We start from the raw sequence: 24,700 nt of genomic DNA, 5'->3' as shown, positions 1-24,700 counted from the left end.
CTCGCTACAACGTTCGCTCACGCCGACGGCGCAAGGATGACCAAGTGACGCTCGGCCGGCAGCCCCGGCACGGTCAGGCGTTCGATGGCTTCGACGGTCCAGCCGGCGGGCAGGCGCTCGATTTCGGCATCCGGGCGCACACCCTTCATGGCGACCATGCGGCCGCCCGGGGCCAGCAGATGGCCAGCCAGATTCACGAAATCCACCAGCTCGGCGAAGGCGCGCGAGGTGATGACGCCGTAGCCGGTGGCATCAGCCAGTTTTTCCACGTGGCCCCAATGCGACTGGGCATTGGCCAGCCCAAGCTCGGCACGGCACTGCGTCAGGAAGGCGGTCTTCTTTTGCACGATGTCGACCATCGTGACGCTCACGTCTGGAAAAGCGATGGCCAACGGAATACCGGGCAGGCCGCCACCCGAACCGACGTCCAGCACGCGCGGTGCGTCAGGTTGAGCACGGCGAGCCAGCTCAGCAATGCGCGACACGGCCGAGAGCGAATCCAGCAAGTGATGCGTCAGCATGTCGCCGGCGTCGCGAATGGCGGTCAGGTTATAGACGCGATTCCATTTGGCCAGCAGCCCTTGGTACGCCAGCAGGCGATCGACTTGCGCGCTGTCCAGCGACAAGCCAAGCGCGCGGGCGCCGGCTTCCAGCTCTGCCCGGGCGTCAGTCAGTGCATCCGGCATCAAGCTGCCTCGCCTTGGGAATCGGTGCGAGGGCCCACTTGGCCACGCAACACGCCCTTCTTCAAGTGTACGAGCAGCAGCGACACGGCGGCCGGCGTGACGCCGGAGATACGCGAAGCCTGCCCGATGGTCTCGGGCTTGTGTTTGGCCAGCTTCTGCTGCACCTCGATCGACAGACCGCGCACTTGTGAATAGTCGAAATCCGCAGGCAGACGAGTGTTCTCGTTCGCGCCCAGACGCTCGACTTCATCGGCTTGCCGGGCGATGTAGCCGTGGTATTTGATGCCGATTTCGACCTGCTCGCGAATCTGCTCGGCCAGCAACGGATCTTCAGCCAACGGGGCTTCAAGCGCGTACTTGCCGCCCTGCATTCCCATGAGCGTTTCGTACGTCACGTTCGGGCGGCGCAGCAAGTCGGCCAGCGCGTACTCACGCTCGATCCCCTTCCCAAGGACCGGCTCAGCGTCTTCCAACGGAAGCGTAGCCGGGTTCACCCAAGTCGACTTGAGTCGCTCTGTTTCACGTGAAACAGCGTCGCGCTTGCGGTTGAAGGCATCCCAGCGCACGTCGTCGACCACACCCAAGGTGCGGCCGACTTCGGTCAGGCGCATGTCGGCGTTGTCTTCGCGCAAGCTCAGGCGAAACTCAGCGCGGCTGGTGAACATGCGGTACGGCTCGGTCACGCCCCGGGTGATGAGGTCGTCGACGAGCACGCCCAGATAAGCCTGGTCGCGGCGCGGCGTCCAGGCGTCCTTGCCCTGCACCTGCAGGCCGGCGTTGATACCCGCCAGCAGACCTTGCGCTGCTGCCTCTTCGTAACCGGTCGTGCCGTTGATCTGGCCGGCGAAAAACAGGCCGGAAATCGCCTTGGATTCCAGCGAAGCCTTCAGCCCGCGCGGGTCAAAGTAGTCGTACTCGATGGCGTAACCGGGGCGCAGGATGTGGGCGTTCTCCAGCCCGCGCATAGAGTGGATCAAGTCGAGCTGAACATCAAACGGCAGGCTCGTCGACACGCCGTTCGGGTAAAACTCGTTGGTCGCCAGGCCCTCCGGCTCCAGAAAAATCTGATGGCTATCCTTGCTGGCGAAGCGGTGGATCTTGTCTTCGATGCTCGGGCAATAGCGCGGCCCCACCCCTTCGATCACGCCCGTGTACATCGGGGAGCGGTCCAGCCCGGCACGGATGATGTCGTGCGTGCGCTCGTTGGTATGCGTCACCCAGCACGGCACTTGGCGCGGATGCATGTCCGCGCGGCCCATGAACGAGAACACCGGCACCGGGTCAAGATCGCCCGGTTGCTCTTCCAGCACAGAAAAATTGATGGAGCGACCGTCAATACGCGGCGGCGTGCCGGTCTTGAGGCGCCCTTGCGGCAGCTTCAATTCCTTCAGACGCGCGGACAGTGACACCGCGGCGGGGTCCCCCGCGCGGCCGCCGGTGTAGTTGTTCAGCCCGACATGGATCTTGCCATCGAGGAACGTCCCCGCCGTCAGCACCACGGCACGTGCACGGAACTGCACGCCAACCTGCGTCACCGCCCCGACTACACGGTCGCCTTCCACCAGCAGATCTTCCACAGCCTGCTGGAACAGCATCAGGTTCGGCTGGTTTTCCAGCCGATGGCGGATGGCTGCCTTGTATAGCACGCGGTCCGCCTGGGCACGGGTCGCACGCACGGCCGGCCCCTTGCTGGAATTGAGGATACGGAATTGGATACCGCCCTCATCCGTTGCGATGGCCATGGCCCCGCCCAGCGCATCCACTTCCTTGACCAGATGGCCCTTGCCAATGCCTCCGATGGACGGATTGCAGCTCATCTGGCCCAGTGTCTCGATGTTGTGCGTCAGCAGCAGGGTCTGGCAACCCATGCGCGCCGCCGCCAAGGCGGCCTCGGTGCCGGCGTGTCCGCCGCCCACCACGATCACATCGAATTCAGTTGGATACAGCATGGCTTCCTCCTCGCATGGAGGCATCGGAAATTTGGAGAAGCGGAATTATAAGTCGCGCAGCTACACCGCAGTTCGACCATGCGGCAATCGAGACAAAATTCGCCCGCTTTTCGTGTTTCACGTGAAACATGCACCGCTTGTTGGCCACGTTTGTGTTTCACGTGAAACACATCAATCGGTTGACGTTCCGCCCTCGCTGCTCGAATGAGCACGAAGAAAATCGATGAAGACCCGAAGCCTGCCCGGCAAGCTGGGGCGGTGCGGGGGAAATAGAGATGAAGGCGATACATCGCCGGCGCGGCCGGTCTGAAGCTGACTGACGCGGGCCTCGCCGAAATCCGGGCTGCGTTGCCTAGACCACGGCATCGCCCGGTACCCCTCGCTAACGCTTGAGCCGCAAAAAACAAAACGCACGGCGCGAACCGTGCGTTTTGCGTGGAGCGATGACGTTGGCTACGCCGTCAGTTCTGCAGTTTCCACTTCCCGTCCTTGATCTCCACCATCACCCGCGCCCGCTGATCCAGCCCGAGGTGATCCTTCGCATTCATGTTCATCACGCCGTGCGAGATCGCCAGATTGGTCGTCGTCTCCATCGCATCGCGCAGCCCCTTGCGGAACGCCGGCGTGCCAGGTTGTCCCTTCTTCAGCGCCTCGGGCATCGCATGCGTGAACAACAACCCGGCATCCCACATGTGTCCGCCGAAGGTGGAGACCTGTCCGCCGTACGCCTTTTCATATGCCGTCTTGTACGCCAGCGCCGGCTTCTTCACCGGGTTGCTGTCGGGCAGTTGCTCGGCAACCAGGATCGGACCTGCCGGCAGGAACGTGCCGTCGCAGTCCTTCCCGCACACTCGCAGGAAGTCGGCGTTCGCCACGCCGTGCGTCTGATACAGCTTGCCCTTGTAGCCCCGCTCCTTGAGCGCCCGCTCCGGCAGCGCGGCCGGCGTACCAGAGCCTGCGATCAGCACTGCGTCTGGATTGGCCGACATGATCTTCAGCACCTGCCCCGTCACAGACGTATCGGTACGAGCAAAGCGCTCATTGGCGACGACCTTCAGCTTGCGCAGCCCCGCCACCTTGTCGAACTCCTGCGCCCACGAATCGCCATAGGCATCGGCAAAGCCGATCAGCGCGACAGTCTTCACGCCATGGTTGACCATGTGTTCGGCAATGGCGGTCGCCATGTGCGAATCGTTTTGCGGCGTCTTGAACACCCACGCCCGCTTGGCGTCCATCGGCTCGATGATTCGCGCCGAGGCGGCCAGGGTGATCATCGGCGTTTCGCTCTCGGCCACCACATCCACCATCGCCAGCGAGTTCGGCGTGACGGTCGAGCCGATCACCAGGTCGACCTTGTCTTCGGTGATCAGCTTGCGCGTGTTCTTGACGGCAGTCGTCGTGTCAGACGCATCGTCGAGCACGATGTACTCGATCTTCTTCCCTGCGATTTCCTTGGGCAGCAGCGCCACGGTGTTCTTTTCCGGAATGCCGAGCGAGGCGGCCGGCCCCGTGGCGGACACCGTGATGCCGACCTTCACCTGGGCGAATGCCGTGCCTGCCAACAGCGCCGTTGCGGCGAGTGCAATGCGGGATGCGCGCGAAACCTTCATGCCGTCTCCTGAGATGTGCCGAGCGGGTCTGCGCCCGCCCTGAATCTGCGATTGGCCGACCGCTGGGTCGGGGATGAACGAGTCTAGAAGGAGTCACGCCACGCGGGCAAGGGGGAGATACCCCGAACCTTAACGTGTTCACGACCTAGGCAGATTCAGCCTACGCGGTACACCCGCCCGCTCTGCACACCTTCCACGCTGCGCCGGTACGCCAGCGCCGCACGCGCTGCCGGCACGGGTTCGAAGCCGGGAAAGAACGGGCCGTATGCGCCCATCGATTCGGTCAGCACCGTCGGGCTCACTGCGTTGATGCGGATACTGCGCGGCAGCTCGCACGCGGCGGCGCGCACAAAGCCTTCCACACCCGCGTTCACGGCGGTCGCGTTGGCGCCCTGCGCAATCGGCTCCTGCCCGACGATGCCGGTGGTGAGCGTGATCGATCCACCATCGTTCAGATAATGCTGGCCGACCAGCGCCAGGCGCACCTGCCCGAGCAGCTTGTCCTGCAGGCCGACGTTGAAATCCGCTGCGGTCATCTTGGTGAGCGGCCCGAAGAACAGGTTGCCGGCGGTGGAGACGATCGCGTCCACACGGCCAAGCCTGTCGAACAGCGCGGCCACGCTGTCAGCGTTGGTGATGTCGACCTGGTGCTCGCCCTGCGTGCGCCCGACACGGATGATCTCGTGCGCACCGCCCTGCTCCAGTTCCGCAACCACGGCGCGGCCAAGCGTGCCGCTGGCACCAATCACGACGATTTTCATACTCTGCTCCTTTGCAGATCCGGTTGGAATGGCGCCCATTCTTGGCCGAACCTCCCATCCGATAAAGCCGTGATACCTTCGATCATTCCAAATCAATGGTTCGGAATATGGACAAGCTGCGCAGCATGGAAACCTTCGTCGCCGTGGTGGAAGGCGGCAACTTCACCGAGGCGGCGGCGCGGTTGGAAATGTCCGCGGTCATGGTCGGCAAATATGTGAGCGCGTTGGAAACGCAGTTGGGTGCGCGCCTGCTCCAGCGCAGCACACGACGCCAGAGCCTGACCGACGCCGGCCGCGTGTTCTATGAAGACGCCAAACGCGTGCTGGAACAGGTGCGCTGGGCGGAAACGTCCGTCGAACGGCTGCGCGCGTCGCCATCGGGCACGCTGCGCGTGAGCGCGCCCACCACGTTTGGCGCGTGCGTGATCGCGCCGTTGGCGGCGACGTTCCAGCAGGTGCATCCGCAGGTGCGCGTGGAGCTGAACCTGAGCAACAGCATGGTCGATCTCGTCGACGAGGGGTTCGACCTTGCCATCCGCATCGGGCCGTTGGGCGACGCCGACCTGGTCGCCAAACCGCTGTGCATGTATCGCATGGTCATCTGCGCGTCGCCGGATTACCTTGCGCGATACGGGCGGCCAGAAACACCGGCGGACCTATCGCAGCATCGCTGCCTCTCACACATGGTGTGGAACAACCGCAATGCGTGGCAGTTGCGTGACTGGAAAGGCGACACGCCGTGGCGCGACGACCCAGCCTTCACCTGCAACGACGGCCACGGCCTGCGCGCAGCAGCGGTTGCCGGCGCAGGCTTGCTGCTGCAGCCGGAAGTGCTCGTCGCTGAAGACTTGGCCAATGGCCGCCTCGTGCGCGTGCTGCAAGCGTACGCGCCCGAGCCGCGGCCGATTCATGTCGTGTATCGGCAGGATCGGCGGCCCTTGCCGAAGCTCTCTGGTTTTGTTGCGCATTTGCTGGAGCAGGTGCCCACGCTCGTCCCCACATCGACGGCACAATAGCGCCCATGCAACCCGAAGACCTCCAACGCCTCGTCACCACGCAAATGCCCTTTGGCAAATACAAGGGCCGCCTGATTGCCGACCTGCCGGGCCATTACCTCAACTGGTTCGCGCGCGAGGGCTTTCCGCCGGGGCAGATCGGCCGGTTGCTCGCGCTGATGCAGGAGTTGGATCACAACGGGTTGAAGAGTCTGCTCGACCCATTGCGCCAGAAGCGATAACAACGCGATCGATCAATCGCCGTTGATGTACCGCAGCAGTCCGTTCGCCAGCGCATCAAACACGACACGGCAGCGCGGGCTGTCACGCAGGTCTTCGTGCATCGCGAGCCAGGTGTCGAGCGTGATGGTGATCTGATCGCTGAACAGCCGAACCAGATCCGCGTTGTGCCGTACCAAGCCGACCTGGCAGAAGCCAACACCAAAGCCTGCACGCAGCGCGGCAATCGCGGCCAGGTCACTGTCGGTACGCAGCGCGAAGCGATTGCGTTGGATCCACGGGAACTGCGCTCGCACGCTGCGCAGGAATGCGTTTTCCTTGTCGTAGCCGATCAGGGTGTGGCCAGCGAGTTCTTCCACCGTGGTTGGCGTGCCGCGCTTTGCCAGATAGCGCCGGTGCGCAAACAGCCCCAATTCGATCTCGCCCAGACGCCGCGCGACGAGCACGCCCTGGCTCGGTGGCTGCATGCGCACGGCGATGTCGGCCTCGCGGCGTAGCAGGTCCTCCATGCGGTTGGACGGCACAAGTTCGAGCGTCAGTTCTGGATAGGCGGCATGCAGGTCGGCGAGGATGGGCGGCAACACCTCCACCGCCACGACCTCGCTGGCGGTGATGCGCACGGTGCCGCGTACGCCCTCGCCCTGGCTGGAGGCGGCGCGCAGCAAGGCAGCGCTGGTGGCTTCGAGCGATTCGGCAAACGGCCGCAGCAATAGCGCCGCTTCTGTGGGGCTCAATCCCTGCTGCGTGCGGATGAACAGCGACATGCCCAGCGCCCGTTCCAGAGCATCGACATGCCGCCCCGCCGTCGGCTGCGTCAGCCCAAGCGCGCGCGCAGCGCCCGACAGCGATCCTTCCCGCACGACAGCAATAAAGGTCCGATACAGCTCCCAACCCGGTTCAGATCCGATCATACAAATTCGTATAACTGCACGCTCATCATCAACAATTCCATTGAAGCACAGCTGCGCCCAGAATGCCTCCATCGCAACGCTCTCACACACAGCAGGAGCACGGTCATGGAACAGGCACAACGCATCGCATTGGTATTGGGCGCCACCGGCGGCATCGGCGGCGAAGTGGCACGTCGGCTGGTGGCACGCGGCTGGCATGTGCGGGCGCTGCAGCGCAATCCGGATGCGCTGCCGAACCGCAGCACCGTATTCGAATGGATTCGCGGCGACGCGATGGTGCGCGAAGACGTGGTTGGCGCGGCGCAAGGCGCGGAGTTGATCATCCACGCCGTCAACCCGCCGGGCTACAAGAACTGGGCTGGCCAGGTGCTGCCGATGATCGACAACACCATCGCCGCTGCCCGCGCTTCGGGTGCGCGCATCGTGCTGCCGGGCACGGTGTACAACTTCGGGCCGGACACGTTCCCTGTGCTGCGCGAAACGACAAAGCAGGCGCCGCTCACGCGCAAGGGCAAGATCCGCGCAGAACTGGAGCGCCGCATGCAGGCCGCCAGCGCCGAAGGCGTGCGCAGCCTGATCGTGCGCGCGGGCGACTTCTTCGGGCCGCAAACAAGCAATACGTGGTTCGCCGGCGCGCTGGTCAAGCCGGGCAAGCCTGTGCGCACCGTCACGTATCCGGGCGCGGCGGGCATCGGCCACCAATGGGCTTATTTGCCGGACGTGGCCGAAACCATGCTGCGCCTTGTCGAGCAAGGCGACCGTCTGCCGGACTTCGCCGTCTATCACATGCGCGGCCACTGGGATGCCGACGGCACGCAGATGCCCGCATCGATCGGTCGTGCGGTGGGTCACCCAGTCAAGACACGCGCGTTCCCGTGGTGGCTGATGCCCGTGCTGGCGCCGTTCTCGGAGATGCTGCGCGAGATGCGCGAGATGCGTTATCTGTGGCAGCAGCCGGTGCGCATGGACAACGCCAAGCTCGTGCAGGCGCTCGGCGCCGAACCGCACACACCGTGGGACGAAGCCGTGGGCACGACACTGCGCAGCCTAGGCTGCCACTGAAACCCGCGCGGCCGTCGCCAAGAAGTGGGCAAGATCAGGCGTGCGCTGCCCGGCTACCTTGGCGAGGTCATCCCAGCGGCGCAGTTGCAGTGCATCGGCAGCGTACGGACGCTGCATGAATGCCTCGGCCTCGTGCGCCGAAAACACACCGCCCTGCAATGCCAGGCTCCGTATGGAATCCGCCGACAGACGCGCGTAGTAATGCGCATCCATCGCACACAGGCAGCGCTTGGCATCCACATGCAGGCGGATCGGCTCCAGCACGGCATCGGGAAACGTCGCACGCAGAAACGGCAGCGCAAAGTACTGGTGCTGATCGTCGATGCCGTGGGCGGTGGGCGTTTCACCCTGCAGGTTCAGCAAATGGCCAAGGTCGTGCAGCAGCGCCGCGGTAACCAACGCATCCGACGCGCCGGCCGCCTCCGCCAGCGCCGCCGTCTGCAAGGCATGTTCGAGTTGGGTGACGGGCTCGCCGCTGTAGGCAATGTTGCCGTGGCGATCGAATAGCGTGCGGATGTCGTCGAGGCTCAGGGCCATGATGCTGCGCTGGAGAAAGCGGAACCTTGCAGCCTAGCCGGCCCATGCGGCAGCATAGTGACAACGCACGGTGCATTAGCCCGCGTGATCGGCGCGATTAGAAAGTTTGGTTGGGAATGCCCGGCGCCCGCCCTTATCTTCAGAGCCTTCCCACACACCGGAGCGCAACATGCTCGCAGGACACGCCGTACAGGTCACGCACGCGCTGGAACAGGTCACGGACTATTGGTCGCCGCGCATTGTCGGCCAGGTCAACGACCAATACATCAAGGTCGCCAAGCTCAAGGGCGAATTCGTCTGGCACGATCACCCGAATGAAGATGAGTTGTTCTTTGTGGTCTACGGCCACCTGAAAATCGCTTTCGAAGACCGCGCCGACGTGCACCTCGGCCCGGGTGAATTCTGTGTCGTGCCGCGCGGTGTGCGTCACTTTCCCGTCGCCGACGAGGAATGCGGAATCATGCTGATTGAGACCGTCACCACGCAGCACACGGGTGACGTCATCACCGAGCGCAGCGTGGCGCTTGAGAAGCAACTCAACGGATGAACGCGTCGTAAGCCGTCTTCAAAATCAGCGCCAACACCACCACGATGAACACCTTGCGCACGAAGCGGCTGCCGTGCCGCAGCGCGAGGTGACTGCCGACCTGATTGCCGGCGACGTTGGCGACAGCCATCACCACGCCGAGCTGCCACCAAACGTGGCCCTTGGCGGCCAACAGCAACAGCGCGGCCACGTTGGTCGCCAAGTTGACGATCTTGGTGGACGCCGACGCGTGCAGAAAGTCGTAACCGAACACGCGCACGAACACGATCATCAGAAAGCTGCCGGTGCCCGGGCCGAACACGCCGTCGTAGAAGCCGATGGCGGCGCCGGCCAGCAGGGCTGCCGCACGCTCGCGCCCGCCCTTTAGGCTCGGGGCATGATCGGCGCCGAGGTTCTTCTTGGCAACCGTGTAGACGAGCAGCACGGCCAGCACGAACGGCAGCGCGCGGCGCAGCGGCTCGGCCGGGATATGCATGAGCGCCCACGCGCCCAGCAGCGAAAAGGCAAACGCCGTGACCACGGCGGGCGCCGTCGCGCCCCAATAGATGCGCACTGTGCGGCCGTAACGCACCGCCGCCGTAGCGGTGCCCGACATCGACGCGACCTTGTTCGTGCCGATCAGCGTAGCGGGCGCGATGTTGGGATACGCCGAGAACAGCGCGGGAATCTGCACCAGGCCGCCGCCACCGGCCACGGCATCGATGAGGCCGGCCAGAAAGCCAGCCACGGCGAGCAAAGCGAATTCCATCAGGAGAAACGAAACGGGAAGGATTAGCCCAACGACTTTTGTGACGGGCGGGCGCTGCGCCGCCAGCAGCCGGATGTATCGGGCGCAAAGCCGAGCGCTGCGGCGGCGTCAGCAGAAAGCGCTGCGGGCGGCAGCAGGACGTGGAGTATGCCATGTGCTCTGGCGTACTCATTCACGGCGGCCAAGGCGGTATCGCGCGTGGCCATGTCACCGGAAAACACCATCACGCCCGCCGGCAACCACGCCACCAAACCGCCCAGCACCAGATGCGGCACGAGCGTGATCGGCGCCACGCCGGTCAACACCTCCCCCATTTCAACGAGGAAACAGGGATGCACGCTTGGATGGGCGAGCAGCGTATCAACGGCATGCGCCAACTGCAGCGGCGAGGCAGTCGATGCAATGGCGCCCAGCAGGCGCGGCCGGTCTTCGGGCGTGGCAAGGCGAGTGGAGAGGGTCATGGGCGGCTCTGGCGAAGGCGCCATTGTCATGCAGCGCGCGCATAGGCGTCGACACCGAATGCATTTCTCTTGTGAATGCGCGCGAACCAAAATGGATCGGTCGCCCCACGCGGAGCCGCCATGGCCGATCCGACCCATGCCCTCACCCTGCAATTGCTGCAGTCGCTGGCCGAGCGGCCCCGGCCTTATGCCGAAGTGCTGGAAACGTGGCGGACGTCGTGTCCGCGTTTGTCGATCTGGGAAGACGCGTGCATCGACGGGCTGGTGGACTGCGCGCCCGGATCTCCACCTGAGTTGCATCTCGTGACGGTCAGCGCCCGGGGCCGGGCGCTATTGGCGGCAAGCGCCACCGGTTGAACGCACAAACTAAAAGGCCCTGCCGGGGATCGCCTGGCAGGGCCTTCATTTATTTTGCATCTCCACCGTACATGCGGTGTGTGCTGTCGTCTCCTCGCTCCCGCCTCATTTATCTCGTGCGAAAACCGTAACGCGACTGTAAAAGATGCACCGCAATGCAGCAACTAGAGCAAACCCTTACGGTGCATGAGGCACCAAGTTCAGTCGCTTGGGTGAAATTCGCCGGCATCTTCGCGCATTGTGGCGTCAACGTCGCAACCAGGGCACGCGAGCCGCGATTTCGCCCATGATGCCCCGGCGGAAGGTCAGCACGCAAATCACGAAGATCGCGCCCGTGACCGTGGTGACCGATTCCCCGAGGATATTGAAGCCGTCGATGCCGGTGGCGCCCGCCAGGAAGCTGCCGATGTCGCCAAGCTTGTTTTCCAGCGCAATCACCAGCGCCGCGCCCAGCAGCGGGCCCGACAGGATACCCAGGCCGCCCACCAGCGTCATCAGGATGACCGAGCCGGACATCGACCAGTGCACGTCGGTGAGCGTCTCGAAGCCCAGCACCAACGTCTTGAGCGAGCCGGCCAGGCCCGTGAGCGCCGCCGACAGCACGAAGGCCAGCAGCTTGAAACGATCGGTGTCGTAGCCGAGGGACGTGGCGCGCGGCTCGTTCTCCTTGATGGCCTTGAGGATCTGCCCGAACGGCGAGTGGATCGTGCGCACGATCAGCAGAAACGCCAACGCCACGATGACGAGCACAACGTAATACAGCGTCAGATCGGACGACAGATCCAACACGCCGAACAGCTTGCCGCGCGGCACGCCTTGCAGGCCATCTTCACCGCCGGTGAACGGCACCTGCAGACAGAAGAAGTACAGCATCTGCGCCAGCGCCAGCGTGATCATCGCGAAATAGATGCCCTGGCGACGGATGGCCAGCAAGCCGACGATCAAACCAATGAACGCACCCGCCGCGGTGCCGGCCAGCAGCCCCACTTCAGGCGTGACATGCAGGTCGCGCATCATGTAGCCGGCCACGTAGCCGGCGCCGCCAAAGAACGCCGCATGCCCGAACGACAGCAGCCCCGTGTAGCCCAGCAACAGGTTGAATGCGGAGGCAAACAGCGCGAAGCACAGCAGCTTGGCGACGAACACCGGATACGCGCCCACCAGCGGTGCGGCAATCAGCGCAACCAGCAGCAGGCCGTACAGGACGTATTTGAGGGAAGAAGAGTTGGTCATGTTGGCCGCGCCGCTCATTTCTCTTTACCGAACAGGCCCGCCGGACGCACCAGCAGCACCAGCACCATGATCACGAACACCACGGTCGCCGACGCCTGTGGATAAAACACCTTGGTCAGGCCCTCGATCACGCCCAGGCCCAGGCCGGTGATGATCGAACCGAGAATCGACCCCATGCCGCCAATCACCACCACCGCAAACACGGTGATGATCATGCTCTGCCCCATCAGCGGCGAGATCTGGATGACGGGCGCAGCCAGCACGCCAGCAAACGCCGCCAGCGCCACGCCAAAACCGTAGGTGAGCGTGACCATCAGCGGCACGTTCACGCCAAAGGCTTCGACCAGCTTCGGGTTCTCCGTGCCGGCGCGCAGGTAGGCGCCCAGCTTGGTCTTTTCGATCATGAACCACGTGGCGAAGCACACCGCCAGCGACGCCACCACCACCCACGCGCGATAGTTGGGCAGCATCATGAAGCCGAGGTCGGTGGCACCCTGCAGCAATTCGGGGGTGTCGTACGGCAGGCCCGACACGCCGTAAATGGCGCGAAACACGCCCTCGATGACGAGCGTCACACCCAGCGTGAGCAGCAGGCCATAGAGATGGTCCAGCTTGTAGATGAAACGCAGCAGCGTACGTTCGATCACCATGCCCAGCAGACCGATCACCAGCGGCGAGAGCACCAGCATGGCCCAGTACGGCACGCCCAGGTACGAGAAGCCCATCCACGTGAGCACCGCGCCAAGCATGAACAACGCGCCGTGCGCAAAATTGATGACGTTGAGCAGCCCGAAGATGACCGCAAGGCCGAGGCTCAACATCGCATAGAAGGAACCGTTGACCAGACCCAGCAGCAATTGGCTGAGCATGGCCGGTAGCGGAACGCCGAAGATTTCCATCGCGGTCAGGAAGAGAACACCACACCAACAACGTTGATGACGCCGCCATCCACACGGACAGCGGCGCCGGATTGCCTACGCTTTTACTTCTTCATCAGCGAACACTTCGATTCGGCCGGGGTGGTGAAGGCCTGTTCGCCCGGGATCGTGGCCACGACCTTCAGGTAGTCCCACGGCTTCTTCGATTCGGCCGGCGTCTTCACCTGCAGCAGGTACATATCGTGGATGCCACGGCCGTCCTGGCGGATGTAGCCCTTCGTGTAGAAGTCGTCGATCTTGGTCTTCTTGAGCTGCGCGATGACCTTGTCCGGATCATCCGTGCCGGCAGCCGCCACGGCCTTGATGTAGTTCGACACCGCCGAATAGTCTGCGGCCTGCAAGCTGCTCGGCATCTTCTTCATCTTCATGAAGTAGCGGTTGGCGAACTTGCGCGTGGCGTCGTTCATGTCCCAGTACCAGCTGTCGGTCATCAGCAGGCCTTCGGCCGTCTGCAGGCCCAGGCTGTGCACGTCGTTGATGAACATCAGCAGGCCGGCGATCTTCATCGTCTTGGTGATGCCGAATTCCTTGGCCGCCTTGATCGAGTTGATCGTGTCGCCGCCAGCGTTGGCCAGGCCCAGGATCTGCGCCTTGGATGCCTGTGCCTGCAGCAGGTACGACGAGAAGTCCGACGCCGACAGCGGGTGCTTGACCGAACCCACCACCGTGCCGCCGTTGGCCTTGACCACGGCCGTCGTGTCGTTTTCCAGCGAGTGGCCGAAGGCGTAATCGGCGGTCAGGAAGAACCACGACTTGCCGCCCTGCTTGACCACCGCGCTGCCCGTGCCCTTGGCCAGGGCCACCGTGTCATACGCATAGTGGATCGTGTACGGCGTGCACTCTTCGTTGGTCAAGCGCGCCGTGCCGGCACCGATGTCGATGAACACGCGCTTCTTCTCGGAAGCCACCTTGTTCATGGCCAGGCCCGTGGCGGAGTTCGTGCCGCCCAGCAGCATGTCCAGGCCTTGCTGATCCATCCATTCGCGCGCCTTCGAAGCGGCAATGTCGGCCTTGTTCTGATGGTCCGCCGTCACCAGTTCGATCGGCTTGCCGAGCACCTTGCCGCCCGCATCCTCGATCGCCATCTTGACCGCCTCGACACCACCCTGCCCGTCGATGTCGGCATACAGACCCGAGAGATCGGTGATGTAGCCAATCTTCACCTTGTCGCCGCTCACCTGTGCGTGCGCGCCGAATGCCGCCGCGCCCAGCCCCACCGCCATCAATGCACCAGCCAGCTTCTTGAGTGTCATGGTCTTGTCTCCTGTGTCGTACGCGCCGCGGATCACGCTGGCGCAAGGGTCTTGCAAATCGATCGGGAAAACGCCTTAAACGCCGAGCAGCTCGTGCAGCACCGGCATCTTGTCCTGCAACTGCGCCGCTTCGAAGCGCTCGACGATGCGGCCGTGTTCCATCACATAGAAGCGGTCTGCCAGCGGCGCGGCAAAGCGGAAGTTCTGCTCCACCATCACCACCGTGTAGCCACGCTTCTTGAGCATCAGGATCATGCGGGCCAGCGCCTGCACGATCACCGGGGCCAGTCCTTCGGAAATCTCATCGAGCAGCAGCAGGTTCGCGCCGGTGCGCAAGATGCGCCCCACCGCCAGCATCTGCTGCTCGCCCCCCGACAGGCGCGTGCCCTGGCTCTGGCGGCGCTCGGCCAGGTTCGGGAACATCTCGTAGATCTCGTCGATGCTCATGCCGGCATTGCCGGTCTTGGCCACCTGGCCCTTCAATACCGGCGGCAGCATCAGGTTCTCTTCGCACGAGAGGCTCGAGAAAATGCCGCGCTCTTCGGGGCAGTAGCCGATGCCGCAATGGGCGATCTTGTGCGTGGGCAGGTCGATCGTTTCTACCCCCTGGCCGCTCGCGTCATGCACGACGATGGAGCCCTTGCGCGTGCCCACCAGGCCCATGATGGCGCGCAGCGTGGTGGTGCGGCCCGCGCCATTGCGGCCGAGCAGCGTGACGACCTCGCCGCGGTTCACGGTCAGGTCGACACCATGCAGGATGTGCGATTCGCCGTACCAGGCGTGCAGGTCCTTGATCTGGAGCGCGGGCGTGCTCATGCAGTGTTCTCGTGTGTTCGGGTCTAGCGTTCGCTTACGTTTGATACGCGGCATGCAGCCGCGTCGCGTGATCGATCAGCGTCGATCAGTGGCCTCAATGGGCTCAATGGCCTTCCAGCGCCGCATCGGCGGTGCCCATATAGGCTTCCATCACCTGCGGGTTCTTCGAGACGTCTTCGTACGGGCCTTCGGCCAGGATCTGGCCGCGCTGCAGCACCGTGATCTTGTCGGCGATGGACGAAACTACGTTCATGTTGTGTTCGACCATCAGGATCGTGCGGCCCCGCGCGACGCGCTTGATCAGCTCCGTTACACGGTCCACGTCTTCGTGGCCCATGCCCTGCGTGGGCTCGTCGAGCAGCATCAGCTCGGGCTCCATCGCCAGCGTGGTGGCAATTTCCAGCGCGCGCTTGCGACCGTAGGGCAGCTCCACCGTCACGGTGTGCGCGAACTGCGTCAGGCCCACCTGTTCGAGCAGCTCCATCGCCCGCGTATTCAACGTGTTGAGCGACTGCTCGCTGCGCCAGAATGCGTACGCCGTACCGAGCTGCCGCTGCAAACCAACGCGAACGTTTTCCATCACCGTCAGATGCGGAAACACGGCGGAGATCTGGAACGAGCGGATCACGCCGCGGCGTGCGATCTGCGCCGGCTTTTCCGAGGTGATATCGACGCCGTTGAACAGAATCGTGCCGCGCGTGGGCACCAGGAATTTGGTCAGCAGGTTGAAACAGGTCGTCTTGCCGGCACCGTTCGGGCCGATGAGCGCATGGATGGACCCACGCTGCACGCGCAGGTTGACGTCGGACACGGCGGTAAAGCCTTTGAAGCCCTTGGTCAGTCCACGCGTTTCGAGAATGATGTCCTGCGCCATGATTCCCTCTTGTCTCCCGCCCTTTTTATGGTGCGGATGATTGTCAACGGCTGTTGCGTTGCAAAACATCGGGGTTTTTACCGAGACGATTACACCCCGCTTACGCCCCGGAAACCCGCACCGGTATTGGCTTTCCGCCTCACAGGAGGGAGTTACGTAGAGTTACCTATCGGGGCAATGCGGATTGCGTATTCATATGACACGGGCGGTGTGTCACGCCCGTGTCATCGGTATCGGAACCGGCGTCAGGCTGGCAGGGCCTCGCCGCGGGCACGGGCCTTGCGCGCGGCACGGATCATCTCGCTCGCCTTCTCCGCAATCATGATCGTCGGTGAGTTGGTATTGCCCGACGTAATCGTCGGCATGACGGACGCGTCGACGACCCGCAGCCCTTCGATGCCGCGCACCCGCAGTTGGGCGTCGACCACCGCGTTTGCATCATCGGCGCGCCCCATGCGGCACGTGCCGACCGGGTGGAAGATGGTCGTGCCGATCTCGCCGGCGGCGCGGGCGAGATCCTCGTCGGTTTGAAACCTCGCGCCGGGCAGGTACTCCTCGGGCTTGTATTGCGCCAAGGCCGGCTGTGCAACGATGCGGCGCGTGAGGCGCAGCGAATCGGCCGCGACCTTGCGGTCTTCCTCTGTGGACAAGTAGTTCGGGGCGATGCTCGGCGCAGCAAACGGGTCGGCAGACGTGACATGCACCGTGCCGCGCGAGGTCGGCCGCAGGTTGCACACGCTCGCGGTAAACGCATTGAACGCGTGCAGCGGATCGCCAAACTTGTCGAGCGAAAGCGGCTGCACGTGATACTCCACGTCGGGCCGCGACACGTGCGGATTCGAGCGCGCGAACACGCCCAGCTGCGACGGCGCCATGCTCATCGGCCCGCTCTGGTTGAACGCGTATTGCATGCCGATAAGCGCCTTGCCCCACCATTTGGAAGCGCGCGTGTTGAGGGTGGGCACGCCGTTCACCTTGACCACGCTGCGCAATTGCAGATGGTCCTGCAGGTTTTCTCCCACACCCGGCAATGCCTGGCGCACCGGAATGCCAAGCGCTTGCAGACGCTCCGGCTGGCCGATGCCCGCCAGCTCCAGCAACTGCGGCGAGTTGATCGCGCCGGCCGAAAGGATCACCTCTTCGCGCGCGGCCACCGTGTAGTCCTGCCCGGCCCCGCGATACGTCACGCCGGTGCAGCGCTTGCCGTCAAACGTCAGCGCCCGCACTTGCGCACCCGTGACGATCGTCAGGTTCGGCCGCTGCGATGCCGGGCGCAGAAAACCCTTGGCGGTGTTCCAACGAATGCCGCGCTTCTGGTTGACCTCGAAGTAGCCGACGCCGAAGTTGTCGCCGCGGTTGAAGTCACTCGTGCGCGGAATGCCCGCCTGCACGGCCGCCTCGATGAAAGTCTCCAGCACCTGCCAGTGCAGGCGTTGCGGCTCGACCCGCCATTCGCCGTTCGCGCCGTGCCATGCGTTCGCGCCGCCGTGATGGTTCTCGCTGGCCTTGAACAGTGGCAGCACGGCATCCCACTTCCATGAATCGTCGCCGGTGATGGCGGCCCAGCCGTCGTAATCCTCGCGCTGGCCGCGCATGTAGATCATCCCGTTGATCGACGAGCACCCACCCAGCACACGGCCACGCGGGTAGCCGAGCGATCGGCCGTTCAGGCCGGGTTCTTCGCGCGTGCGATAGAGCCAATCAGTGCGCGGGTTGCCGATGCAATACAGATAGCCCACGGGGATGTGGATCCAGTGGTAATCGTCCTTGCCGCCCGCTTCCAGCAGCAGCACGGAGACGTCGGGGTCGCGGGTCAAACGGTTGGCGAGGACGCAGCCTGCGGACCCTGCGCCGATGATGATGTAGTCGTAGGTTTCCATGTCTCCGTGCTTCTTTTCCTTGGTGTTATTGGTTTTTATTGTTGTGGTGCAACCAACTCACTTCAAATCAAATCCGCGAAGCCAACCACTCCGTCATCTTCCCAAACACCTCACTACGCAGCGGTTCTGCTTCGTTGAAGATCTCGTGATAGCCCCTGTCGAACCACGCCAAGGTCCGCAGATCCTCAGGCGCATTCGCATAGAAATCCCGGCTGCCTGACGGATCGACAATCGAATCCGCGCCACCGGCCATCAGCAGCATCGGCGCTTCCAGGCGCGGCGCATCCTGCTGCGCCTGCGTGATCGCATTGAGCATGAACTCCAGCAATGATGCGCTGATTGTGCCCTGCACCAGCGGGTCCGCTCGATAGGCCGGCGCGACGCTCGGGTCATGCGAGAGCTTGGCCGGGTCCACGGGATTGGGCACCGCCAGCTTGGGCGCCAGCGCAGAAAGAACGCCACGCACGATGCCCGCCCCGGGCGGCAGTTTCACGCGCAGCGCGGGCGATGACAGCAGCACGCCACGCACGGGCCGGATGCGCGCAGTGGTGAAGCGCGCGACGATCAATCCGCCCATGCTGTGCCCGAGCACAAACGGCATCTCGTGCCATTCGGCGACGGCCGCGTCGATGATTTCTGCGAGATCGGTGAGGTAGTTGTCTTGCGCGTCGAGCGCCATGCGCGGGCCGCCGCTCTTGCCGTGGCCGCGCAGGTCGAAAGCCCGTACGCGCAGGCCCAGGTCGGTGAGCACCTTGGCCACATGCGGATAGCGGCCGCTGTGTTCCGCCATGCCGTGGACGAGGATGACGGTGCCACGCGGTGTGCCCATGTCGGGCTCGGGCAACCAGGTGCGGACCAGCAGTTCAGTGCCGTCCTTCATGCGCTGGCGCGTTTCTAGTGCTTGATGGGCGATGGCCTGAGCGGGGGCTTGCGTCATCGGCGTCTCCTCCTTGGGTTGCCAGATTGTGGCATAGACGCCGCCTGTCGCAATCCGCGTCAGTAGAGCGGCCCGTCAGTGACAGCAGGCGTTGGTGTCGCCGCCTTCGCCACCTTCGCCGGCCACGCCCTGGAGGATCGGGCAATCGGGGCGATCATCACCGTGGCACGCATTGGCGAGCGTCATGAGCGTATCGCGCATGCTCTGCAGCTCGCTGATGCGCGCGTCGAGATCCGCCACGTGGCGCAGGGTGACGGCCTTCACATCGGCGCTGGCGCGCTCGCGGTCGTTCCATAGCGAAAGCAGCGTGCGAATCTCTTCCAGCGAGAAGCCCAGCGAGCGCGACCTGTGGATAAAGCGCAGCACGTGCACCGCCCGCGCGTCGTACATGCGGTAGTTGCCTTCGGTGCGCGGGCTGGGCGGCAGCAGGCCAATGCTTTCGTAGTAGCGGATCATCTTGGCCGACACGCCACTGGCCTTTGCGGCCTCGCCAATGTTGACGGGGCCTTGGGTCTCGTTGAGGTCCGTGCGAGTCATGCGTTGTCTCCGGTGGCGCGCCAGCGGCGCAGCATCAGCGCATTGGTGACCACGCTCACGCTGGAGAACGCCATGGCTGCGCCGGCAAAGGTGGGGTTCAGCAAGCCGAATGCCGCCAGCGGAATGCCCACCACGTTATAGACGAAGGCCCAGAACAGGTTCTGCCGAATCTTGGCGACGGTGCGGCGCGACAGGTCCAGCGCGTCGCTCACCAGACGCGGCTCACCACGCATGAGGGTGATACCGGCGGCTTGCATCGCCACATCTGTGCCCGTGGCCATGGCGATGCCGACATCGGCCGCCGCCAGCGCAGGCGCATCGTTGATGCCATCGCCCACCATCGCAACCACATGGCCGCTCTGCTGCCACGCCGTCACGCGCGCGGCCTTGTCTTGCGGCAGCACTTGCGCGGCCACTTCGTCGATCCCCAATGCCTGGGCCACGCTGCGCGCGGCGCCTGCATTGTCGCCCGTCACGAGCGCGGTATGCACACCACGCGCCTGCAAGGCGGCCACGGCATCCCGGGCACCGGGCTTGAGTGCATCGCCAAACGCGATCAGGCCACGCAGTTGCACGCCGCCTTCATCACGCTGAGCGAGCCACGAGACGGTATTGCCTTGTGCTTCCAGCGCATCGGCACGCGCTTGCAATGCACTGCGATCCAGCCCCAGTTCATCCATCCACCGCGCATTGCCGAGTTGCAGCGATGCGCCATTCACGATGCCGCGCGTGCCGCGTCCGGCCAACACTTCCGGCGATTGCGCGGGCGTGATTGTGCGGCCCTGCTCCTCGGCATAGTCGCGCGTGGCCTGCGCAAGCGGATGCGTGTTCTCAGCCTGCAGCGCGGCAAGCTGATCGAGCAGCGTGTCGGCGCCGATGCCGGATGCCGCTTCGACCGCCGTCACGCGCGGCTTACCGACGGTGAGCGTGCCCGTCTTGTCGAAGACGACGAAATCCACCTGCTGTGCGCGCTCCAGCGCCTGCGCATCGGCAATCAGGATGCCGCGCCGCGCACCAGCACCGGTGCCCGCCATGATGGCGGACGGCGTGGCAAGACCCAGCGCACATGGGCAGGCAATCACCAGTACGGCCACGGCGTTGACGATGGCCGTCTCCCACCCTGCACCGGCGATGGTCCAACCGGCCAGCGTGAGCAACGCCGCCACCAGCACCGCCGGCACAAAGATCGCGCTTACGCGGTCGACCAGTTGCTGGATCGGCGGCTTGGCGGCCTGCGCGTCTTCCACGAGGCGGATGATGCGCGAGAGCATGGTGTCTGCGCCGATCGCCGTGGTGCGCACGAGCAGCACGCCATCCGTGGCGATGGCGCCGGCAGTCACGCGGTCGCCTTCGCGCTTGGGCACGGGCAGGCTTTCGCCGGTGAGCATGGATTCATCGACGTGGCTTGCGCCTTCCAGCACCACGGCATCCACGGGGATGCGTTCCCCGGCACGCACAGACACCACGTCGCCCACGCGCACCTGGGCCACGGGGATATCGCGCAGCGTGCCATCGGCGCCACGCACGCGAGCGGTGTCGGGGCGCAGTGCCTGCAGCGCCCGGATAGCCTGCGCGGTCTGGCGCTTGGCACGCACTTCCAGCCACTTGCCAAGCCGTACCAGCGTAATGACCACGGCTGCGCTTTCGAAGTACAAGTGCGGCTCATGGTGCATCCCGTCCGCACCGGCGCGCCACCACAGCCACAGCGACAACCCATACGCCGCCGACGTGCCGAGCGCGACCAGCAGATCCATATTGCCGGCACCCGCGCGCACCGCCTTCCAGCCCGCTTTATAGAAGCGCGCGCCAATCACGAACTGCACCGGCGTCGCCAAGAGCCATTGCGCCCAGGCGGGCAACATCCAGTCACCGCCGAACCACCCCGCGATCATCGGCAATACGAGCGGCACGGAGAGTGCGGCGGCAATCCACACGGGGCCGGCACCTTCCCAAAAGTCGGGTTGCGCAGCAGAGGGAGCGGCGGTTTCATCGGAAGCGACGCGCGCCTCATAGCCGGCGCCCATCACAGCGGCAATCAGTGCATCGCTGGCGGCACCGCCCTGCACGCGAGCGCGCTCGGTCGCGAGATTCACGCTGGCGTCGCTCACGCCAGGCACGGCGCGCAAGGCACGTTCGACACGGCCTGCACAGGCGGCACACGTCATCCCGCTGATATCGAGATCGGTGGAGGTCACGTCGGCAAGGCTGGCGGCGGTCATGGAAGCGTCCGTTCTAAAGAAGATGGCATCAGCCTAGACCTTCCCATCTTGGTAAGGTCAAGCCCGCATTTTACGCTTGCGTTTCCAACGATGGGAAGGTTCATACTCCTCTCGTGATTCTCTCTTCCCTCTTTCAGGAGCAAACCATGACGACGTCTTCCACGACCTTTTCCGTGAGTGGCATGAGCTGCGGCCATTGCGTGTCGGCCGTCACGCGTGCGGTGCAGCAGGTCGATGCCGGTGCCAATGTGAAGGTGGACCTGGATAAGCAGACCGTTGCCGTCACCAGCGGGGCCAGCACCGACGCGGTCAAGGCCGCCATCGAGCAAGCCGGCTATCCGGTCAAAGCCTCCGCCTGAAGCCTGTGCGGGCAACAAAAAAGGCGTGCCGCTGTGGCACGCCTTTTTGTTTGCGCGGAAACCGCTCAGAAGCGGTAGCCGACGTTCAGGAAGGTCACGACCGGATTGATCTTGATCTTCGCTTCGCTCACAACGTGGACACCAGTGGCCGTCGTGCTGTCGATCGTTGCCGTCGTCTTCAGCGGCAGATACGACACCGACAGGCCAACGAACCAGTCCTTGGTGATGGCGTAAGTAGCACCCACGTTCAGCACCGGGTTCAACGAACCGTCGGTCGACACGTTGCTCTTGCTGCCCGGGCCCGCCAGCTTCGTCTGGAAGGCGCTGTTCGTGATCTTCTCGTCGGAGAACCACGTGTAGTTCAGGCCCAGGCCGACATACGGGCGGAACTTGGTGTCGGCGTTGAAGAAGTACCACTTCGCCAGCACGGCCGGGCTCCATTGCTTGGCCGAGCCGATTTCGCCGTAACCCGACAGCGCGCCGGTGCCTTCGATCTTGTGGCGGGGCGGAATGCCGCCGACCAGTTCAACGGCAATGTTGTCGGTAAAGAAGTGCGTGAAGGCGAGACCAACGGTATCGGCTTCCTGGATCTTGGCGCCGGTGCCGGACTGCGATTGATTCACCGGCATCCCGCCGATGCTCTTCACCAATAGCGGGTCGCTCGAGCTGTTCGGCATCACGCGGAACCAGCCGAGGCTGACGATGTTGCTGCCGGCAGCCTGTGCGTGCGCGGCGGTGGCGAGGATCATCCCGGCGGCGGCCGCCAGTGCTTTTTTATAGGCCATCTCTGTATGTGCTCCTGTGTCAGACGCATCCGATGCAGACGGTTGAACCGTTTGCGGTGCGTTCTAAGTCTCCTCCCAGGCGGAAGGGATGGCCATTATCCCGTCTGATTGCCTTGGCTAGAACCCTTTTTCTAGAGGTTTCCTGTTACAGGCAACGCGCCAAATCAGCCTGCAGCGGGCGTCTTCAGCACATGCTCAGTTTTTAAACAGACTTGGACTTGGACAGGGCGAGCACGCACGCGGCCAGATCCCACAGGGCATTGCCAACGCTTTTGAAGACCACTGGCGACACCGGCGCGGGCTGCGCCAGCGTGTCCGGCGGCGTATCCACGCACTGTTGTAACGGCCGCACACGCGACCACGGTACGCCCGCCTGCAGCAGGTCGCCGGCTTCGGCTTCCAGGTCGACCAGGGTATCGGCGTACAGCCGGTCGACCGCAGCGGCATGCACACACAAGCGCGGCGGAAGCTCAGCCATGTCGGGCCGGAACGCGCCAACGGCGGCGATGAAGTGGTGGGCGCCCCACGCATAGCCGGCAGGGTGGCTCGGGTCGCCCAAATCCGGCAGCACCGGTTGCGATGACGGCGTGGCGGTAATGACCAGAGGCGTCTGCGGCAACACCACACGGGCAGCATCTGCCACGCCGGCCGCATCGCCACCCGCCAGCGCGGTGGCATCCATGCCGAGCGCGCGGGCGTACCCCGCCAGCCCATCCGCGCTGGCAGCCGTGCGCGCGATGATCGTGACGCGCCGTGTGCCCAGCCCGAAGCGGAAGGCTTCCAGATGCGCGCGTGCCTGGGCCCCGGCGCCGATCAGCAACAAATCCCCGGCCGGCTCAGGCGCCAGCAAGCGCGCCGCCAGCAATGACACAGCGGCTGTGCGGTGTGCGGTGACAGTCGGGCCATCCAGCATGAGCCGGCGCTCGCCGGTGCGGGCGTCCATCACCACCACCTCGCCGTGAATGGCAGCCAAGCCCCGGGCGGGGTTGTGCGGGTGCACGGTGATCATCTTGGTGACGGCGATGTCGGCATTGGACGCCGGCATCAGCAGCAAACTGCCACCATCAGCCACCGGCATCACAAGCCGTGCGGGCGCCTGGGCACGGCCCGCGCGCGCATCGCGCAACACTTGGGCGATGGCATCGGCCAACGCGGCATACGGCAAGCGGGCCGCCGTGGTGGCAGCGTCGAGGGTCTGCAGCATGGAGCTCCCGCAGCGGAGGAAACGTCGGACGGACCTTATGCCACGGCGCGGCGCGCGGGGGGCGTGCGGCGCGTAAGCAAGCCGGCGCTGATAAGGAGCTGAGCGGCAGCGTAGCTCCACCAGATCGCCAGCTCGTGATCAGTAAACGGGAAGACGAACACGCTGATGCCGATCATGGCGTCGGAAGCCGCAAAGGCGAGTGCGCCCCAAGCCGTCAGCGGCCCAGGCAGGCGCGCCAGCAATGCCGCGCACACCATCGCCGAGAGCACCAGCATGTAGACGATCACGGGCCCCTTCAACTCGCCCAGGCCCGGCCAGTACCACAGCAACATGCCGATGGCCACGCCGATCATCACGCCGACGCCAATCATGCGGATGGCCGACGACGCCCCACGCAACCCCACCAGCACCCGCAGGTAACACAAGTGCGCCAGCAGGAAACAGCCCAGCCCCGCCATGAACGAGAACGCCAGCCACGGTAGCGCAAGCCATAGATCGCCGAGTGCGGAGAACACCATCGCGCCGATCAGCCAGCGCCGCTCGCGCGGAATCTCGTGCTGCGAGGCGGCGCGCGCCAGCAGCAGCGCCATCAGCATTTTCCAAAGCGGCTGCGCAACGATGCGGCCCACCAGTGGCGTGCCGGGTGGCACTTCGACGGCCACCATGGTCAGCATGCCGCCATAGGTGACGCCTGCCACTGCAGCAGCCACCCACCACGCGCGAACCCGTGCCGGCATGCCGTAGCCGCCTGACAGATGCGCCGGCGCGTGCACCGGATGCGTGGTGTGTCCCTCAACCATC

The 24,700-nt window shown here is 64.4% G+C and carries 26 protein-coding genes; 6 read left to right on the top strand and 20 right to left on the bottom strand.

Annotation, left to right across the window (positions count from 1 at the left end; translation table 11 throughout):
• Positions 1-17: 17 nt before the first annotated feature.
• The 4 genes from rsmG to M1D44_RS15510 all read right to left on the bottom strand — a co-directional run bounded on the left by rsmG (position 18) and on the right by M1D44_RS15510 (position 5,006).
• Positions 18-686 (bottom strand): 16S rRNA (guanine(527)-N(7))-methyltransferase RsmG, encoded by a 669-nt coding sequence (gene rsmG, locus M1D44_RS15525; RefSeq protein ID WP_316853008.1) that lies wholly within the window; start codon positions 684-686, stop codon positions 18-20.
• A complete protein-coding gene (mnmG, locus tag M1D44_RS15520; RefSeq protein WP_316853007.1) occupies positions 686-2,635 on the bottom strand; it encodes a tRNA uridine-5-carboxymethylaminomethyl(34) synthesis enzyme MnmG in 1,950 nt (649 codons plus the stop codon). The genes rsmG and mnmG overlap by 1 nt, the downstream gene beginning before the upstream one ends.
• A 461-nt stretch (positions 2,636-3,096) precedes the next feature.
• Entirely contained in the window at positions 3,097-4,245 is a 1,149-nt protein-coding gene (locus M1D44_RS15515) for an ABC transporter substrate-binding protein (protein ID WP_112186531.1), read from the bottom strand.
• Positions 4,246-4,400: 155 nt separating this feature from the next.
• Entirely contained in the window at positions 4,401-5,006 is a 606-nt protein-coding gene (locus M1D44_RS15510; protein WP_316853005.1) for a short chain dehydrogenase, read from the bottom strand.
• A gap of 107 nt (positions 5,007-5,113) precedes the next feature.
• Here M1D44_RS15510 and crgA point away from each other — a divergent pair, with 107 nt between their 5' ends.
• The gene (gene crgA, locus M1D44_RS15505; protein ID WP_316853004.1) at positions 5,114-6,022 is read left to right on the top strand and encodes a LysR family transcriptional regulator CrgA; all 909 of its coding nucleotides are present in this window, start codon (positions 5,114-5,116) and stop codon (positions 6,020-6,022) included.
• A 5-nt stretch (positions 6,023-6,027) separates the two neighbouring features.
• On the top strand, positions 6,028-6,243 hold the full coding sequence (locus M1D44_RS15500; RefSeq protein ID WP_112186525.1) for a DUF3820 family protein: 216 nt from the start codon (positions 6,028-6,030) through the stop codon (positions 6,241-6,243).
• Between the two features lie 12 nt (positions 6,244-6,255).
• Here the strand turns inward: M1D44_RS15500 and M1D44_RS15495 are convergent, their stop codons facing one another.
• A complete protein-coding gene (locus tag M1D44_RS15495) occupies positions 6,256-7,152 on the bottom strand; it encodes a LysR family transcriptional regulator (RefSeq protein WP_316853003.1) in 897 nt (298 codons plus the stop codon).
• 105 nt (positions 7,153-7,257) lie between these two features.
• Here M1D44_RS15495 and M1D44_RS15490 point away from each other — a divergent pair, with 105 nt between their 5' ends.
• Positions 7,258-8,214: an SDR family oxidoreductase gene (locus M1D44_RS15490; protein WP_316853002.1), complete on the top strand. Its 957-nt coding sequence runs from the start codon at positions 7,258-7,260 to the stop codon at positions 8,212-8,214.
• On the opposite strand, the gene M1D44_RS15485 is transcribed toward M1D44_RS15490, so the two are convergent.
• Positions 8,200-8,751: a phosphonate degradation HD-domain oxygenase gene (locus M1D44_RS15485; RefSeq protein WP_024977218.1), complete on the bottom strand. Its 552-nt coding sequence runs from the start codon at positions 8,749-8,751 to the stop codon at positions 8,200-8,202. The two genes, M1D44_RS15490 and M1D44_RS15485, sit on opposite strands and share 15 nt — an antisense overlap.
• Before the next feature lie 169 nt (positions 8,752-8,920).
• On the opposite strand from M1D44_RS15485, the gene M1D44_RS15480 reads away from it, so the two are divergent.
• On the top strand, positions 8,921-9,298 hold the full coding sequence (locus M1D44_RS15480) for a cupin domain-containing protein (protein WP_024977217.1): 378 nt from the start codon (positions 8,921-8,923) through the stop codon (positions 9,296-9,298).
• Here M1D44_RS15480 and M1D44_RS15475 read toward each other — a convergent pair.
• Positions 9,288-10,046 (bottom strand): sulfite exporter TauE/SafE family protein, encoded by a 759-nt coding sequence (locus M1D44_RS15475; protein ID WP_112186517.1) that lies wholly within the window; start codon positions 10,044-10,046, stop codon positions 9,288-9,290. The genes M1D44_RS15480 and M1D44_RS15475 overlap by 11 nt on opposite strands.
• Before the next feature lie 23 nt (positions 10,047-10,069).
• A complete protein-coding gene (locus M1D44_RS15470; RefSeq protein ID WP_316853001.1) occupies positions 10,070-10,507 on the bottom strand; it encodes a hypothetical protein in 438 nt (145 codons plus the stop codon).
• Between the two features lie 120 nt (positions 10,508-10,627).
• On the opposite strand from M1D44_RS15470, the gene M1D44_RS15465 reads away from it, so the two are divergent.
• Positions 10,628-10,864: a hypothetical protein gene (locus M1D44_RS15465; RefSeq protein WP_092976212.1), complete on the top strand. Its 237-nt coding sequence runs from the start codon at positions 10,628-10,630 to the stop codon at positions 10,862-10,864.
• Positions 10,865-11,110: 246 nt separating this feature from the next.
• On the opposite strand, the gene M1D44_RS15460 is transcribed toward M1D44_RS15465, so the two are convergent.
• The 9 genes from M1D44_RS15460 to M1D44_RS15420 form a co-directional block, all read right to left on the bottom strand.
• The gene (locus tag M1D44_RS15460; protein WP_024977213.1) at positions 11,111-12,097 is read right to left on the bottom strand and encodes a branched-chain amino acid ABC transporter permease; all 987 of its coding nucleotides are present in this window, start codon (positions 12,095-12,097) and stop codon (positions 11,111-11,113) included.
• A gap of 14 nt (positions 12,098-12,111) precedes the next feature.
• Positions 12,112-12,996 (bottom strand): branched-chain amino acid ABC transporter permease, encoded by an 885-nt coding sequence (locus tag M1D44_RS15455; RefSeq protein ID WP_024977212.1) that lies wholly within the window; start codon positions 12,994-12,996, stop codon positions 12,112-12,114.
• Positions 12,997-13,079: 83 nt separating this feature from the next.
• Positions 13,080-14,288, bottom strand: coding sequence for an ABC transporter substrate-binding protein (locus M1D44_RS15450; protein WP_024977211.1), 1,209 nt, complete (start codon positions 14,286-14,288; stop codon positions 13,080-13,082).
• Between the two features lie 75 nt (positions 14,289-14,363).
• Complete coding sequence (locus tag M1D44_RS15445) at positions 14,364-15,104, bottom strand: ABC transporter ATP-binding protein (protein ID WP_015855954.1); 741 nt, start codon at positions 15,102-15,104, stop codon at positions 14,364-14,366.
• A 103-nt stretch (positions 15,105-15,207) separates the two neighbouring features.
• Positions 15,208-15,978, bottom strand: coding sequence for an ABC transporter ATP-binding protein (locus tag M1D44_RS15440; RefSeq protein ID WP_316853000.1), 771 nt, complete (start codon positions 15,976-15,978; stop codon positions 15,208-15,210).
• Between the two features lie 245 nt (positions 15,979-16,223).
• Positions 16,224-17,858 carry a GMC family oxidoreductase gene (locus M1D44_RS15435; protein ID WP_024977208.1) on the bottom strand — a complete coding sequence of 545 codons (1,635 nt, stop codon included), beginning with the start codon at positions 17,856-17,858 and terminating at the stop codon, positions 16,224-16,226.
• A gap of 67 nt (positions 17,859-17,925) precedes the next feature.
• Entirely contained in the window at positions 17,926-18,795 is an 870-nt protein-coding gene (locus tag M1D44_RS15430) for an alpha/beta hydrolase (RefSeq protein WP_316852999.1), read from the bottom strand.
• A gap of 75 nt (positions 18,796-18,870) precedes the next feature.
• Positions 18,871-19,332 carry a Cu(I)-responsive transcriptional regulator gene (cueR, locus tag M1D44_RS15425; RefSeq protein ID WP_316852998.1) on the bottom strand — a complete coding sequence of 154 codons (462 nt, stop codon included), beginning with the start codon at positions 19,330-19,332 and terminating at the stop codon, positions 18,871-18,873.
• Positions 19,329-21,551: a heavy metal translocating P-type ATPase gene (locus M1D44_RS15420; RefSeq protein ID WP_316852997.1), complete on the bottom strand. Its 2,223-nt coding sequence runs from the start codon at positions 21,549-21,551 to the stop codon at positions 19,329-19,331. The genes cueR and M1D44_RS15420 overlap by 4 nt, the downstream gene beginning before the upstream one ends.
• Before the next feature lie 146 nt (positions 21,552-21,697).
• Here M1D44_RS15420 and M1D44_RS15415 point away from each other — a divergent pair, with 146 nt between their 5' ends.
• The gene (locus M1D44_RS15415) at positions 21,698-21,910 is read left to right on the top strand and encodes a heavy-metal-associated domain-containing protein (RefSeq protein WP_024977204.1); all 213 of its coding nucleotides are present in this window, start codon (positions 21,698-21,700) and stop codon (positions 21,908-21,910) included.
• Between the two features lie 65 nt (positions 21,911-21,975).
• On the opposite strand, the gene M1D44_RS15410 is transcribed toward M1D44_RS15415, so the two are convergent.
• The 3 genes from M1D44_RS15410 to M1D44_RS15400 all read right to left on the bottom strand — a co-directional run bounded on the left by M1D44_RS15410 (position 21,976) and on the right by M1D44_RS15400 (position 24,699).
• The gene (locus M1D44_RS15410) at positions 21,976-22,695 is read right to left on the bottom strand and encodes an OmpW/AlkL family protein (protein WP_024977203.1); all 720 of its coding nucleotides are present in this window, start codon (positions 22,693-22,695) and stop codon (positions 21,976-21,978) included.
• A 202-nt stretch (positions 22,696-22,897) separates the two neighbouring features.
• Complete coding sequence (locus M1D44_RS15405; protein WP_316852996.1) at positions 22,898-23,899, bottom strand: delta(1)-pyrroline-2-carboxylate reductase family protein; 1,002 nt, start codon at positions 23,897-23,899, stop codon at positions 22,898-22,900.
• A 35-nt stretch (positions 23,900-23,934) separates the two neighbouring features.
• Positions 23,935-24,699 carry a lysoplasmalogenase gene (locus tag M1D44_RS15400; protein WP_316684477.1) on the bottom strand — a complete coding sequence of 255 codons (765 nt, stop codon included), beginning with the start codon at positions 24,697-24,699 and terminating at the stop codon, positions 23,935-23,937.
• Position 24,700 lies beyond the last annotated feature (1 nt).

The sequence above is a fragment of the Ralstonia sp. SA306 genome, from assembly GCF_054792405.1.
Note: the sequence above shows the minus strand (reverse complement) of the source record. Positions and strands in the feature narration are given on the sequence as shown.